The organism is Cognaticolwellia beringensis, from assembly GCF_002076895.1.
Lineage (GTDB): Bacteria > Pseudomonadota > Gammaproteobacteria > Enterobacterales > Alteromonadaceae > Cognaticolwellia > Cognaticolwellia beringensis.
This window is the reverse complement of the sequence record NZ_CP020465.1, coordinates 3,243,013-3,258,039: the sequence shown is the minus strand read 5'-3', so window position 1 is coordinate 3,258,039 and position 15,027 is coordinate 3,243,013. Positions and strand designations below refer to the sequence as shown.

Sequence of the window (15,027 nt, the reverse complement as noted above, 5' to 3'; positions counted from 1 at the left end):
CTCTCACATAAAGAGAAGAACTCCCACACGCCCTTTACCAACGACGCTAACACGTTTCATGCACAAGTTTTATTGTATAAATCGCAGAAAGCAAAAAACCCGTAGCATCAGCTACGGGTTTCTCTTAATAGAAGCCTAGCAATGACGTGCAAGTTCCTACATGGATGTAGGTTAGTAGCGTAATGCAGGAGCAATTACCGAGATGCACTAATGCCGTGGGCACATGGATGTGCAGGAACGGCGTCCCTCTCACATAAAGAGAAGAACACCCACACGCCCTTTACCATCGACGCTAACACGTTTCATGCGCTAGTTTTATTTTCAAATTCCAGACAGCAAAAAGCCCGACTCTTTCGAATCGGGCTCTTCTAAATAGAAGCCTAGCAATGTCCTACTCTCACATGGGAACTCCCACACTACCATCGGCGCTAACACGTTTCACTTCTGAGTTCGGAATGGGATCAGGTGGGGCCATGTCGCTATTGTCGCTAGACAAAAAGGGTACAATCTTGAAAGCTGTATCAGTGAGACGTTGTCTCAATGATAATAAATACGTTTGTTTTCTCTTATTCATCACTATGTTATGCGTGATGTGTGTCAAACTTACCTACAAAACCACTTGGGTGTTGTATGGTTAAGCCTCACGGGTAATTAGTATTGGTTAGCTCAATGCCTCGCAGCACTTCCACACCCAACCTATCAACGTTGTAGTCTCCAACGACCCTTTAGGGAGCTTAAAGCTCCAGTGAGAACTCATCTCAAAGCCTGCTTCCCGCTTAGATGCTTTCAGCGGTTATCAGTTCCGAACGTAGCTACCGGGCAATGCTATTGGCATAACAACCCGAACACCAGCGGTTCGTCCACTCCGGTCCTCTCGTACTAGGAGCAGCCCTCTTCAATTCTCAAACGCCCACGGCAGATAGGGACCGAACTGTCTCACGACGTTCTAAACCCAGCTCGCGTACCACTTTAAATGGCGAACAGCCATACCCTTGGGACCGACTTCAGCCCCAGGATGTGATGAGCCGACATCGAGGTGCCAAACACCGCCGTCGATATGAACTCTTGGGCGGTATCAGCCTGTTATCCCCGGAGTACCTTTTATCCGTTGAGCGATGGCCCTTCCATACAGAACCACCGGATCACTATGACCTACTTTCGTACCTGCTCGACGTGTCTGTCTCGCAGTTAAGCTGGCTTATGCCATTGCACTAACCGTACGATGTCCGACCGTACTTAGCCAACCTTCGTGCTCCTCCGTTACTCTTTAGGAGGAGACCGCCCCAGTCAAACTACCCACCAGACAGTGTCCCCAAGCCCGATAAGGGCCCTAGGTTAGAACATCACGCATACAAGGGTGGTATTTCAAGGTTGGCTCCACTTCATCTAGCGACAAAGTTTCAACGCCTCCCACCTATCCTACACATGTAGGAGCAATGTTCACTGTCAAGCTATAGTAAAGGTTCACGGGGTCTTTCCGTCTAGCCGCGGGTATACGGCATCTTAACCGCAATTTCAATTTCACTGAGTCTCGGGTGGAGACAGTGTGGCCATGATTACGCCATTCGTGCAGGTCGGAACTTACCCGACAAGGAATTTCGCTACCTTAGGACCGTTATAGTTACGGCCGCCGTTTACCGGGGCTTCGATCATGAGCTTCTCCGAAGATAACCCAATCAATTAACCTTCCGGCACCGGGCAGGCGTCACACCGTATACGTCATCTTTCGATTTTGCACAGTGCTGTGTTTTTAATAAACAGTTCCAGCCACCTGGTTACTTCGACTCTCCGATGCTTACGCCGCAAGGGCTTCACATTAGAGAGCGTACCTTCTCCCGAAGTTACGGTACTATTTTGCCTAGTTCCTTCACCCGAGTTCTCTCAAGCGCCTTAGTATTCTCTACCTAACCACCTGTGTCGGTTTGGGGTACGGTTCCTATATATCTGAAGCTTAGAAGCTTTTCCTGGAAGCATGGCATCAATGACTTCAACTCCGTAGAGTCTCGTCTCGTATCTCAGCGTTTAAATGAAATCCCGGATTTACCTAAGATAACCGCCTACATACTTTCACACGGACTACCAACGCCGTGCTCACCTAGCCTACTCCGTCCCTCCTTCGCAATATATAGAAGTACAGAAATATTAATCTGTTTCCCATCGACTACGCGTTTCCGCCTCGCCTTAGGGGCCGACTTACCCTGCCCTGATTAACATGGGACAGGAAACCTTGGTCTTTCGGCGGGGGAGTTTTTCACTCCCCTTATCGTTACTCATGTCAGCATTCGCACTTCTGATACCTCCAGCATGCTTTACAACACACCTTCAACGGCTTACAGAACGCTCCCCTACCACTTGAACCTAAGTTCAAATCCGCAGCTTCGGTGACTAGTTTAGCCCCGTTACATCTTCCGCGCAGACCGACTCGACTAGTGAGCTATTACGCTTTCTTTAAAGGATGGCTGCTTCTAAGCCAACCTCCTAGCTGTCTATGCCTTTCCACATCGTTTCCCACTTAACTAGTACTTTGGGACCTTAGCTGGCGGTCTGGGTTGTTTCCCTCTTCACAACGGACGTTAGCACCCGTAGTGTGTCTCCCGCATATCACTCATTGGTATTCGGAGTTTGCAAAGGGTTGGTAAGTCGGGATGACCCCCTAGCCTTAACAGTGCTCTACCCCCAATGGTGTTCGTGCGAGGCTCTACCTAAATAGATTTCGGGGAGAACCAGCTATCTCCCGGCTTGATTAGCCTTTCACTCCGACCCACAAGTCATCACCGCATTTTTCAACATACGTGTGTTCGGTCCTCCAGTTGATGTTACTCAACCTTCAACCTGCCCATGGGTAGATCGCCGGGTTTCGGGTCTATACCCTGCAACTAAACGCGCAGTTAACACTCGCTTTCGCTACGGCTCCCCTATTCGGTTAACCTTGCTACAGAATATAAGTCGCTGACCCATTATACAAAAGGTACGCAATCACCGGACTAAATCCGGCTCTCACTGCTTGTACGTATGCGGTTTCAGGTTCTATTTCACTCCCCTCACAGGGGTTCTTTTCGCCTTTCCCTCACGGTACTGGTTCACTATCGGTCAGTTAGGAGTATTTAGCCTTGGAGGATGGTCCCCCCATGTTCAGTCAACGTTTCACGTGTGCCGACCTACTCGATTTCATGATAAGTTTATTTTCGTGTACGGGGCTATCACCCTGTATCGCTCTACTTTCCAGTAGATTCCACTAACTTACAAACCACTTAAGGGCTAATTCCCGTTCGCTCGCCGCTACTAAGGAAATCTCGGTTGATTTCTTTTCCTCGGGGTACTTAGATGTTTCAGTTCTCCCGGTTCGCCTCATTAAGCTATGTATTCACTTAATGATACCCGCCTTACGACGGGTGGGTTTCCCCATTCGGATATCTTTGGCTATAACGGTTTTTATCACCTCACCAAAGCTTTTCGCAGATTAACACGTCCTTCATCGCCTCTAACTGCCAAGGCATCCACCACATACGCTTAGTCACTTAACCATACAACCCCAAGTAGTTTCCTATTTGGTACAAGCAGGTGACAAAACCTGCTCAATTGTAAAGTCTGACATTTTCACGCACACAAAGTGTGTCTTGAATAAGAGTGGTAATTCATTACGATTAGTAAACTAAAAGTAAATAAACTACCGGGTTGATTACGTTTCCGAGGAGGAACCGTAATCACCATTATTAACAGGCGATATTCCCGTTAACAACAGCTTGGTATTTATAATTTATGAACAACAGCGCGACACCGTGTTCATCATATAAATACCGGTATTTATATCAGCTTTCCAGATTGTTAAAGAACTTGTCATTCACACGCATTCGGTGGTGACTTGGTTAAAAACCAAACTTAAAGTAGCTTAAATGAAGCATAACTTAAGTTTGGTCTTTCAATTCTTAGTGAAGAAGTGGTGGAGCTAAGCAGGATCGAACTGCTGACCTCCTGCGTGCAAGGCAGGCGCTCTCCCAGCTGAGCTATAGCCCCGCAATGGGAAACATACTTTTAGCTAGAGCATAAACGCAGATTTACGTCAGTTGCAAGGCGGTTTATCGCGAAGTGTAGGCATTTCTACACGAGTGATGAACCAACGCCGCAAGTGGCGTAAATTGGTAGGTCTGGGCAGACTTGAACTGCCGACCTCACCCTTATCAGGGGTGCGCTCTAACCAGCTGAGCTACAGACCTATTTCTCTTTCAAGAATTTACGTCCGAAGCTAGCATGTTTGGACTTCTTCTAATTTGTTATCATGTAATTTGTGTGAACACTCGTAGAACCAAGGTTCTCATTAAGCTGTTTTACTTCAAGATAAGGAGGTGATCCAACCCCAGGTTCCCCTAGGGTTACCTTGTTACGACTTCACCCCAGTCATGAATCACAAAGTGGTGACCGTCCTCCCCGAAGGGTTAAACTAGCCACTTCTTTTGCAACCCACTCCCATGGTGTGACGGGCGGTGTGTACAAGGCCCGGGAACGTATTCACCGTAGCATTCTGATCTACGATTACTAGCGATTCCGACTTCATGGAGTCGAGTTGCAGACTCCAATCCGGACTACGACAAGCTTTGTGGGATTCGCTCCACCTCGCGGTATTGCTGCCCTCTGTACTTGCCATTGTAGCACGTGTGTAGCCCATCCCGTAAGGGCCATGATGACTTGACGTCGTCCCCACCTTCCTCCGGTTTATCACCGGCAGTCTCCTTAGAGTTCCCGACATAACTCGCTGGCAAATAAGGATAGGGGTTGCGCTCGTTGCGGGACTTAACCCAACATTTCACAACACGAGCTGACGACAGCCATGCAGCACCTGTCACAGAGTTCCCGAAGGCACAAGTCTATCTCTAGTCTCTTCTCTGGATGTCAAGGGATGGTAAGGTTCTTCGCGTTGCATCGAATTAAACCACATGCTCCACCGCTTGTGCGGGCCCCCGTCAATTCATTTGAGTTTTAACCTTGCGGCCGTACTCCCCAGGCGGTCAACTTAGCGCGTTAGCTACGCCACCCACAGATCAAGTCTACAGACGGCTAGTTGACATCGTTTACGGCGTGGACTACCAGGGTATCTAATCCTGTTTGCTCCCCACGCTTTCGTGCCTCAGTGTCAGTCTTTGTCCAGGTAGCCGCCTTCGCCACTGATGTTCCTTCCAATCTCTACGCATTTCACCGCTACACTGGAAATTCCACTACCCTCTACAAAACTCTAGCTTGCCAGTTCAAAATGCAGTTCCCAGGTTGAGCCCAGGGCTTTCACATCTTGCTTAACAAACCACCTACGCACGCTTTACGCCCAGTAATTCCGATTAACGCTTGCACCCCTCGTATTACCGCGGCTGCTGGCACGAAGTTAGCCGGTGCTTCTTCTGCGAGTAACGTCACAGCTAGCAGTTATTAACTACTAACCTTTCCTCCTCGCTGAAAGTGCTTTACAACCCGAAGGCCTTCTTCACACACGCGGCATGGCTGCATCAGGCTTTCGCCCATTGTGCAATATTCCCCACTGCTGCCTCCCGTAGGAGTCTGGGCCGTGTCTCAGTCCCAGTGTGGCTGATCATCCTCTCAAACCAGCTAGAGATCGTCGCCTTGGTAAGCCATTACCTTACCAACTAGCTAATCTCACTTGGGCTAATCAATGAGCGAGAGGTGCCGAAGCGTCCCCCCCTTTGGTCCGTAGACGTTATGCGGTATTAGCAGTCGTTTCCAACTGTTGTCCCCCACTCAAAGGCATATTCCCAAGCATTACTCACCCGTCCGCCGCTCGTCAGCAGATAGCAAGCTATCTCTGTTACCGCTCGACTTGCATGTGTTAAGCCTGCCGCCAGCGTTCAATCTGAGCCATGATCAAACTCTTCAATTAAAAATCGTTTGTGATGCTTACCTTAACGAACCGAAGTTAACTAAGAAAAGACATCTGCTCAATGAATTCTGTCGTGTTTCTATCTATCCGACTAAAGAAGATAAAAACTACATAAAACGTATTATTTAAACTCGAAAGTCTAAATGATACTTATTTTTTGTGTGACATCATATTAAGCTGTTTTTTTTGTTATCCGAGGATAACTATGTAAAATCAACGTTAATGTGAGTGTCCACACAAATTGCATGATAACTAATTGTTAAAGAACGTTAGTTTATACTCGAAGTAAAAAACTAACCGAAACAAAATCTCATTCGCTTTGCTTCGTTGCTGCAGGCCTTGCCTGAAGCGAGATGCGCATTCTACGCAACTCAGTTTTAATGTCAACATTTTATTTCGTTTTTTTAAACTTTCTTTTCAGAAGATTCAAAACCCTACTTTAAAACGTTAAGTTAACTCATTCAGCCTAAACCGTGCTAGATAACTTATTAAAACAGCTCGTTGGGGTTACCCCTTGGAACTGGAGCGCATTTTAGAGATTTCTCGCTTCACGTCAACACCTAAATGCAATTAAATTGCGAAAAGATGTTTGTTTGCTTTTTAATTAAACAACGTGAGCAAATATGCATCAGGAAGTGCATAAAATCACAATAAAAGGCGTAACAATAAGGAGTTTCACTAAAGCAAATAGCTGAACTTTACCTGTATATTGCTCCCACACTATTAAATTAACTTAAGTAGTTGAGCACTTTTCCTTAATAAAAGAGTTTAGACGCCATTTAATCTTGCTTATATTTATTGTAATTGGCATTTACTTCATTAAAACGCTTAGATAATGATAAACGCTTCGTTATTGGCTAGTACATTGCAATAAGTACATTACTATATAAGACCATAGTAATAATCATTAAACACTTATAAGTGATACAAATGATCTCTTGGTCAGTTAAATGTAAATTTTAGCCACAAAAAAAGCCGCTAGATAACTAGCGGCTTTGCTTGGCAATATACGAATTGCATCTTCTATGGCGGTGAGGGAGGGATTCGAACCCTCGAAGGCTTGCGCCTTACACACTTTCCAGGCGTGCTCCTTCGGCCACTCGGACACCTCACCATTAAAATTTTGAATTGTTAACGTGCTTTCTACACGCTTTGGTTTTAAGCCGATGAGCACGCGGGGCGTGTCATTACAACTTTGGCGGCCACTCGGACACCTCACCATTAAAATTTTGAATTGTTAACGTGCTTTCTACACGCTTTGGTTTTAAGCCGATGAGCACGCGGGGCGTGTCATTACAACTTTGGCGGCCACTCGGACACCTCACCATTAAAATTTTGAATTGTTAACGTGCTTTCTACACGCTTTGGTTTTAAGCCGATGAGCACGCGGGGCGTGTCATTACAACTTTGGCGGCCACTCGGACACCTCACCATTAAAATTTTGAATTGTTAACGTGCTTTCTACACGCTTTGGTTTTAAGCCGATGAGCACGCGAGGCGTGTCATTACAACTTTGGCGGCCACTCGGACACCTCACCGTATATTCTTACTATGTACTGAGCTCCATGTACTGAGCTCCATGTACTGAGCTGCGCTATGTTAGGAAAATAATCTTCATAACGCAACCTAATTCAAATAAAGTTAAAGTGGTTGCTTATTTAACAAGCAGCTTATTTAAAATTTACTTATTTTGATTCATTTCCAAATTAAAGTTAAGCATGCGATCAAGTGATTTAAGTGCGCCTGTGCGCAGTTTCATATCAACAAAAACCTCTCGACCTTGTGGGTTTAATAACGCTTCTTCAATTTCTTTTAAACCATTCATTGCCATCCAAGGACAGTGTGCACAACTTTTACAAGTTGCTCCCTCACCTGCCGTTGGTGCTTCAAAGAACTCTTTGTCAGGACATAGTTGCTGCATTTTATAAAAAATACCGCGATCTGTTGCCACAATGAATTTTTTGTTAGGTAGTGCTTGAGCCGCTTTAATTAATTGGCTTGTTGAACCTACAGAGTCAGCAAGGTCAATTATTTCTGCTGGTGATTCAGGATGAACAAGCACAGCCGCGTCTGGATGAAGTGTTTTCATATCCATTAGCGCTTTAGTTTTAAACTCATCATGAACAATACAAGCGCCTTGCCACATTAACATGTCGGCACCGGTTTGCTTTTCAATGTATGCACCTAAGTGACGATCAGGACCCCAGATAATCTTTTCACCCAAGCTATCAAGATGCTCTACAATTTCTAAAGCACAAGATGATGTTACTATCCAATCAGCACGCGCTTTGACAGCGGTAGACGTATTAGCATATACAACGACGGTTCTGTCTGGGTGTTGATCACAAAAAGCATTAAACTCTTCGATTGGACAGCCTAAGTCGAGTGAGCATGTAGCTTCTAATGTTGGCATAACCACAATTTTCTCTGGGGTAAGAACTTTTGCTGTCTCTCCCATGAAGCGAACACCCGCTACAATTAACGTGTCAGCTGGATGGTTATTACCAAATCTAGCCATTTCTAGTGAGTCGGCAACACAACCACCCGTTTCTTCGGCCAATGCTTGAATTTCAGGATCAGTATAATAATGTGCCACAAGCACAGCATTTTTTTCTTTCAATAATATTTTGATGCGTGCTTTATATTCTTCACGCTCTACATCACTTAATGGATCAGGCTTTTTCGGAAATTGAAAGTCAAAATCAACGGCTAAATTTGCTTGGGTCATATATATTCTCAATGAGTGCCTTAAAAAACGTGAGAATTATAAGGTATAGAAGAATAAAAGTGTACTAAGAATATGTGTGAATGAGTATTTGGGATGTAAAATATAAATAAAAGAAGAATATATCTTATCAAGTTAATTAAATAACATTGAAAAGTATCTAACGATGGGATTTGATGATAATTAAAAGTGGTCGGTCGTGAAGGATTTGAACCTTCGACAAATTGGTTAAAAGCCAACTGCTCTACCAACTGAGCTAACGACCGATAAACTACTTTTAATATTTTAGAATGAAATTGCAAGACGCTATTTCAATGCCACTGACTCTTAACATAAAAAGGCTAAGAAGAAGTGGTCGGTCGTGAAGGATTTGAACCTTCGACAAATTGGTTAAAAGCCAACTGCTCTACCAACTGAGCTAACGACCGATATATACTTCAAAAACAAATACCCAAACACTCTTTGGTAAAAGTGGTCGGTCGTGAAGGATTTGAACCTTCGACAAATTGGTTAAAAGCCAACTGCTCTACCAACTGAGCTAACGACCGGTATTTGTTTTGCGTTGCCCTACTCGGTCAACGCGGGGCATATAATACTCATAATATTTTTAAGTGCAACAACAATCTTTCGCTTTTTTAAACTTTATTGTTTGTTCGAACAAAAAGTCGGCAATGCGAACAAGTTATCAGCAGTAATTATGGTTTTATACTATTTAATCTTGGTTGCGCTAATTTAGCCGCACTTGAATTAGGATACTCAGCGATAAGTTTCTTATAGACAGCAATAGCTTTATTTTGATTATTTTCTTTTTGTTCTACCATAGCAAGCTTTAACATTGCATCACTACGTTTACTAGAATCAGGGTAATTATTCACCACAACATCAAATTCTTGACGTGCTTTAGCTAATTCACCTTTATTAAATAATAACTGACCTAACCAATAATGAGCATTCGCTGAATAACTCGAATTAGGGTATCTTTTATTGAACGCCTCAAACTCTGGAATAGCTTGATCGTAACGCTTATCTTTAAGTACCATATTCACAGCACGATCATAGGCTTCATTTTCAGTTAAATTATTACTGTAATTTACCTTACCTGCGCTATCTCTTGGATCAATGATGGTCGCGGATGTCTGATTCGCTGGTTTTAACGCCTCTGATACTCTGCGATCAAGCTCTTGATACAACTCGCGTTGACGGTCAAGCACTTGGCTTAATTGATAAGTGTGTAATTCAGTGATACCACGAAGTTCATTTACTTCATTTTGCAACTCGTCAAGTTGTCGTTGCACGTTTACTTGCGCACGGTTACGAGCATCAAGTTTACGTTCAAGACTAACAAGCTGTTCACTTAAGCTTGATTGGGCACCATTTGAAGGCGTGCCTGCGGTAACTTCGATAACAGGAGCGGGTTCTGCTGCCACTGCCAAATTGGCAGCAACAGCAAACGACATCCCGAATAGAATACTATTGGGTTTCATTAAATTACCTGATTAGTAGACCAAAACTGCACGACGGTTTTTAGCAAATGCACCTTCGCTACGATCTTTAATCATTGGTTTTTCTTCACCGTAGCTCACCGTGCTAAGTTGTGAAGCTGAAACGCCCATATTTTCTAAAAACGTTTCGATAGCTTTTGCACGACGCTCGCCAAGTGCAATGTTATATTCAGGTGTACCACGTTCATCAGCATGACCTTCAATTAACACATTCACATTTGAGTTTTCGTTAAGAAACTTCGCGTGCGCATCAAGAATAGCAGCAAAGTCACCACTTACAGATGATTTATCAAAATCAAAATAAACGATATGCTCTGAACGTAGCTTTTCAATTTCTTGACGTTTTTTAGCTTCAATTGCGTCAGCACGTTGCATGGCTTCTACTTTTACACGTTCTGCATCTTCACGAGCTTGTTGCTCTGCCATCGCAGCTTGGTTTTTTTGCATCGCACTAGCGTCTTCACTAGCTGAATCAGACGAACTACAGGCCGATAGAGCCATGATTGGTAAAACAACCGCTAAGGCCTTTACTGTTTTATTAAAGCGCATTTTATGTGTCCTTATTATATATAAAGTAAGTTACTAATAATTATTATAAAAATGGTGACCATGAAGGTGACTTCACTTCGCCATTGAGTGCTGGCAATCTTGCCTTAAACCTTCCATCTACGGAAACTAAACTTAGTACCTGACGATTATTATGTAAAGTACTATAAATAATCATTCCACCGTTAGGTGAAATACTTGGGGATTCATCTAAGCGTGTTGAAGTTAACACTTGGAAAATCCCTGAATCAAAATCTTGCTTTGCTAAATGATACTTGCCACGTGTACGATTTACCATCACTAATTGACGGCCATCAGGTGTTAATGAGCCACCAAGGTTCATTTCACCATCAAATGTTAATCTTCTAACTTTACCATCAACTAAACTTACGCGATATAACTGCGCTTTTCCACCTCGTTCTGAACTAAATATCAATGAATTACCATCCGGCGTCCAACTTGGTTCAGTATCAATTGCGCGATGACGAGTTACTCGTCGTAATTTTTTTGTTGCGATATTCATCACATAAAGCTCAGGGTTACCATCTTTAGACAGCACCATAGCTAATTGCTTACCATTAGGTGACCATTTAGGCGCACTATTTATGCCATCAAAAGAGCTGATTAAGTTACGTTGACCAGAATAAATATCAATAACATGAATTTGTGCTTGTCTATTCTCAAATGTTACATAAGCTAATTGATTACCACTTGGGTGCCAAGCTGGTGACATTAAGGGCTCTCTTGAGCTTAATAAAACATGTTCGTTAAATCCATCATAGTCAGCAACAACTAATTGATAAGGGTATTCACCTTGATCACGAACAATAACATAAGCGATTTTTGTTAAAAACGCGCCGCGTGTACCCGTGAGCTTTTCATAAACAGCATCACTGATACGGTGGGCGTAACGGCGAAATTGGTCAGCCCCTACTTCAACAGTACTTTCATCAAGAATATGATCAGAGCTGCGAACTAACTCTCCATTACTTAACATTTGTGTTTCACCGCCGGTAACTTGGCCACGAATAACGTCAACGAGCTGATATTTGATTTGATAACGCCCAATCGACGTTTCACTAACTTCACCAATAACAACTGCTTCAACGCCCTCACTTGCCCATGCGGTGTAATCTATCTCGCTAGCGTCGTAAGGTGTTTGGGGATAACGTGATTGATTAATTGGGCTAAATTTACCACTACGAAGTAAGTCATCACTGATCACTTGAGATAAACGCTCTGGCATTACGCCAGTGCCTGCCCATTTGAAAGGCACTACAGCAATTGGACGTGCGCTATCAACACCTTCGGTGATAACAATTTCTAAAGTTGCCAACGCTTGTTTTGAAAACATTGATACAAAGAATAGTAAAAATAAAGTTACGTTTTTCATAGAGTTGATTGTTTTCCTAATTTATACAAAACTTAATTAAATTTGTCAGGTGCTACGGTTAAACTTATTGTTCTCATTTCCCGAAATATTTCAGGGTCTTTAGAAACAGGTAAAGTACCAGCCTTATATACCGCTGTTTTAGCGGCTTCACAAACCCTTCTGTCACCTTGACCTGTAACAACATTAGTTACAAACCCTGATGGTGCTAGACTTATCGTTAATTTACAAGATTTACCTTCCATCGTACTACGATCAGTGATCAAATTACGTTTTATAGTTTGTGTGATTAATGCGGTGAATCGTCCAATTTCAGTCATCATTTGTTGGCGTCGAGCTTGTTGACGAGTTGCCATTTCTTCAGCCATTTGCTGCTCTAATAACTTTTGCTGAGCTGCACGTTCTCGATCTTCTTCTGCTTGACGTTTGCGCTCTGCCAGTTTCTCTTTGCGTAAATCTTCCGCTTTTTTAGCTGCCTGCTCTTCTTTTATACGTTTAGCTTTAGCTGCCGCTTCATCTGCTTGCTTACTTTCAAGTTCTTTTTGTTTACGTAGTTTCTCTGCTGCATTTGCTTTAGCTTTAGCTTTTTTAGCCGCAATGTCAGCAGCTTTTTTTTCTTTTTCCTGCTTTTTACGTTTAATTTCAAGATCTTTAACGCGTTTTTCTTCGTTTAGCCTTTTCTCTTTAGCCGCGGCAATACTATTTTCAATATCTTTAAGCTTTTGGGCTTCATCAGCCTTCTGCTTTTTGATTTTATTAAGTTGCGCATCCACTTTACTTTTTTCAATAACTACCGCTTGAATAGGCTCCATTGGAACTGCACTTGGTGTTGGTTTTGGTGGCGTAGAAAAGTCGCCCCATAACAACACCACAGCCAGCACAATGTGGATAGCAAAACTTAACGCTAGTGGCGACGATAACTTCGGTGACACTACTTACTCTCCGGGCTATCAGTCATTAAACCAACCGATGGCACACCTGCCACTTTTTGTAATAACACCATTAATTGAATAACGGCATCATATGAGACAGCGCCATCGCCATTAACAACGACAGGCGTGTCGGGTGCAGATTTTAAATGCTCTTTGACCAAGGCAGCAACTTCTTGTGCCGACATAGGTTCATTTTTACTGATACCCACCGCTAAATAATAATTGCCCTTTGCATCTACTGACGCAACTAAAGGGGGTTTCATATCTTTGCTTAGCGGTTCAGAATCAGCTTGCGGCAAGTCTACTTTAACGCCTTGTGTTATTAGGGGGGCTGTTACCATAAAAATAATCAGCAACACTAACATTACGTCAATATAGGGCACGACATTTATCTCAGCAACCTTGCGGCGTCTAACTCGATTATACATAGTTAATATCTACCTTAGCCGTGTTGTTCTGTCGCTGTTTGTCTTTGTAAAATACTTGAAAACTCTTCCATAAAGTTACCGTAACTATTTTCGAGTTTTTCAACATTGTGACTAAAACGGTTAAATGCCATTACCGCAGGAATAGCAGCAAACAAGCCCATGGCTGTTGCGATTAAAGCCTCGGCAATACCTGGCGCAACCATAGCAAGTGTTGCTTGCTCAACTGCACCTAAGGCGATAAATGAATTCATGATCCCCCAAACCGTGCCGAACAAACCAATATATGGACTTATTGAACCGACAGTAGCCATAAAGGGTAAATGGGTTTCTAAACTATCGACTTCTCGTGACAGTGCAACGCGCATTGCCCGATGTGTTCCGTCAACAATGACTTGCGGTGCGTAAGCATGAGATTTACGTAAGCGGGCAAATTCACGAAATCCTGAAACAAAAAGATTTTCAATACCGTCTATATGCTCTTTTGCAGAAACTTCGCTGTAGAGCTTACTTAAATCAGCACCACTCCAAAACTTATCTTCAAAGTTTTGTAATTGTACCCTTGCCGCCATCAACACTTTACGGCGTTGGAATATCATGGTCCAACAGGCAATTGAAAAACCTAATAACGTCAACATGACCAGTTGAACTAATAAACTGGCGTCTAAAAATAAGTCAAAAAATGAAATCTCAGCTGACACGTTTTAATGCTCCTAATATGCTGTTGGGGATACTACAAGGTTTTGCGATAGATAAATTAACACAAGCGACTTTAATTTCAGCCGTACATAATGTTAACTGGTTTTGATTCACAATCTGCTGTGAAAATACCAAACTAGCAGACTTTAATCGGCTTATTGAGCTGGTTATTGTTAACAAATCATCGAGTTTTGCAGATGCCTTGTTTTCCATCGCAACCTTTGTGACCACGAAGCCGATGTTTTGTTCTAAAAATATTGATTGATTAATACCAAGTTCCCGAAGCCATTCTGTACGGGCGCGTTCAAAAAACTTTAAATAGTTAGCATAATAGACGATACCACCGGCATCGGTATCTTCATAATAAACGCGAACCTTGTGTTGGAAATTGTTTAATGACATTTAATTTATTCAATTTAACTAAATATAAAATTCAAGTGCATATCTTAATAGATAAAGCTCACACCCGACAAGGGCTAAGACACATTCTTTCTCACTATTTCAGCATTAAATTGAATTAACTTTCATCTATTAGAATACTTTCACTCATAAGACTATATCAGCGATACCATTAAGCGCCTAACCATGGGGTTATGCCAAAAATTTTCGCATTAGTTTTTCTAATGATTAAGATAAAATATTTTCGTTTGATTTGATTGGCTCATCGGACTAGAATAACGTTGTTTTCTGGACTAGCGTATGAATTTTGTTTCGCTGACAAATATTCATGTAGCCCATAAATGTTTTGAATAGGTGTTGTTGCCTTTCTCTCTGATATTTTATAGGAACCCCATTTCCTTCTTACAACTTACATTCTAAGTTGGCCCACATATTTTTATGTGGGCTTTTTTTTGCCTAAAATATCAAAATATATTTACAATGGCTTGGTATAAGATGCAGATAGCTTTTGTCAGAAACATAAAACAA

The 15,027-nt window shown here is 42.7% G+C and carries 8 protein-coding genes, 6 tRNA genes and 3 rRNA genes; all 17 read right to left on the bottom strand.

The genetic code is table 11. The features are described 5' to 3' along the window. Positions 1 to 378 precede the first annotated feature (378 nt). Positions 379 to 493 (bottom strand): 5S ribosomal RNA (gene rrf / locus B5D82_RS13760). Positions 494 to 630: 137 nt separating this feature from the next. Then, positions 631 to 3,524 (bottom strand): 23S ribosomal RNA (locus tag B5D82_RS13755). A 414-nt stretch (positions 3,525 to 3,938) separates the two neighbouring features. Further along, positions 3,939 to 4,014 (bottom strand) — tRNA-Ala (locus tag B5D82_RS13750). Positions 4,015 to 4,137: 123 nt separating this feature from the next. After that, positions 4,138 to 4,214 (bottom strand) — tRNA-Ile (locus tag B5D82_RS13745). A 122-nt stretch (positions 4,215 to 4,336) separates the two neighbouring features. Next, positions 4,337 to 5,881: ribosomal RNA gene (locus B5D82_RS13740) — 16S ribosomal RNA — on the bottom strand. The 16S, 23S and 5S rRNA genes sit together here with 2 tRNA genes alongside, the layout of an rRNA operon. 1,026 nt (positions 5,882 to 6,907) lie before the next feature. Then, a tRNA-Ser gene (locus B5D82_RS13735) sits at positions 6,908 to 6,995 on the bottom strand. 567 nt (positions 6,996 to 7,562) lie between these two features. Continuing rightward, positions 7,563 to 8,609, bottom strand: a complete 1,047-nt coding sequence (nadA, locus tag B5D82_RS13730; RefSeq protein WP_081152312.1) for a quinolinate synthase NadA — start codon at positions 8,607 to 8,609, stop codon at positions 7,563 to 7,565. Positions 8,610 to 8,796: 187 nt separating this feature from the next. Continuing rightward, positions 8,797 to 8,872 (bottom strand) — tRNA-Lys (locus B5D82_RS13725). 86 nt (positions 8,873 to 8,958) lie between these two features. Beyond that, positions 8,959 to 9,034, bottom strand: a tRNA-Lys gene (locus B5D82_RS13720). Between the two features lie 44 nt (positions 9,035 to 9,078). Then, positions 9,079 to 9,154, bottom strand: a tRNA-Lys gene (locus B5D82_RS13715). Between the two features lie 147 nt (positions 9,155 to 9,301). Then, a complete protein-coding gene (ybgF, locus tag B5D82_RS13710) occupies positions 9,302 to 10,090 on the bottom strand; it encodes a tol-pal system protein YbgF (RefSeq protein ID WP_081152311.1) in 789 nt (262 codons plus the stop codon). A 12-nt stretch (positions 10,091 to 10,102) separates the two neighbouring features. Then, the gene (gene pal, locus B5D82_RS13705) at positions 10,103 to 10,657 is read right to left on the bottom strand and encodes a peptidoglycan-associated lipoprotein Pal (RefSeq protein WP_081152309.1); all 555 of its coding nucleotides are present in this window, start codon (positions 10,655 to 10,657) and stop codon (positions 10,103 to 10,105) included. Positions 10,658 to 10,700: 43 nt separating this feature from the next. Then, positions 10,701 to 12,047, bottom strand: a complete 1,347-nt coding sequence (gene tolB / locus B5D82_RS13700; protein WP_081152308.1) for a Tol-Pal system beta propeller repeat protein TolB — start codon at positions 12,045 to 12,047, stop codon at positions 10,701 to 10,703. Between the two features lie 32 nt (positions 12,048 to 12,079). Continuing rightward, the gene (gene tolA / locus B5D82_RS13695) at positions 12,080 to 12,976 is read right to left on the bottom strand and encodes a cell envelope integrity protein TolA (protein WP_081152306.1); all 897 of its coding nucleotides are present in this window, start codon (positions 12,974 to 12,976) and stop codon (positions 12,080 to 12,082) included. Beyond that, entirely contained in the window at positions 12,976 to 13,404 is a 429-nt protein-coding gene (tolR, locus tag B5D82_RS13690) for a protein TolR (RefSeq protein WP_081152305.1), read from the bottom strand. The genes tolA and tolR overlap by 1 nt, the downstream gene beginning before the upstream one ends. A gap of 14 nt (positions 13,405 to 13,418) precedes the next feature. Then, complete coding sequence (tolQ, locus tag B5D82_RS13685) at positions 13,419 to 14,102, bottom strand: protein TolQ (RefSeq protein WP_081152303.1); 684 nt, start codon at positions 14,100 to 14,102, stop codon at positions 13,419 to 13,421. Continuing rightward, positions 14,092 to 14,502 carry a tol-pal system-associated acyl-CoA thioesterase gene (gene ybgC / locus B5D82_RS13680; protein WP_081152302.1) on the bottom strand — a complete coding sequence of 137 codons (411 nt, stop codon included), beginning with the start codon at positions 14,500 to 14,502 and terminating at the stop codon, positions 14,092 to 14,094. The genes tolQ and ybgC overlap by 11 nt, the downstream gene beginning before the upstream one ends. Positions 14,503 to 15,027: the final 525 nt, after the last annotated feature.